The 288-nt window shown below is 69.4% G+C and carries 1 protein-coding gene; it reads right to left on the bottom strand.

Annotation, left to right across the window (positions count from 1 at the left end; all coding sequences use genetic code 11):
- The coding region (locus tag DBR34_RS22120) for an SMP-30/gluconolactonase/LRE family protein (protein WP_258223663.1) at positions 1 to 288 on the bottom strand (288 nt) is incomplete at both ends.

Raw genomic sequence — 288 nt, forward strand, 5'->3', positions numbered from 1 at the left:
GCCGAACACGAAGTTGCCGTGCCGGTCGGCGCGCCCATCGTTGCTGCGTGTGTACGCATGGTGGGGCTCCACGTCGGCCAGCCACTGCAGCGGCAGCGCAGTGTCGGTGGCGGCGGCCAGATCGGCGCGGTGCAGGGATTTGGCCAATGCCACCAGCAGCGTGCCATCGTCGAACAGCCCGATGCAGCCGGGCGGGTCCGGCAATACCCACTGACGGGTGCTGCCACTGGCCGGCGTGTGCTGCCATAGCCGCCGTTCGGCGATGTCGATCCAGAGCAGGCTCTGCCG

This window comes from Stenotrophomonas sp. HMWF003 (assembly GCF_003061285.1).
GTDB lineage: Bacteria > Pseudomonadota > Gammaproteobacteria > Xanthomonadales > Xanthomonadaceae > Stenotrophomonas > Stenotrophomonas maltophilia_AP.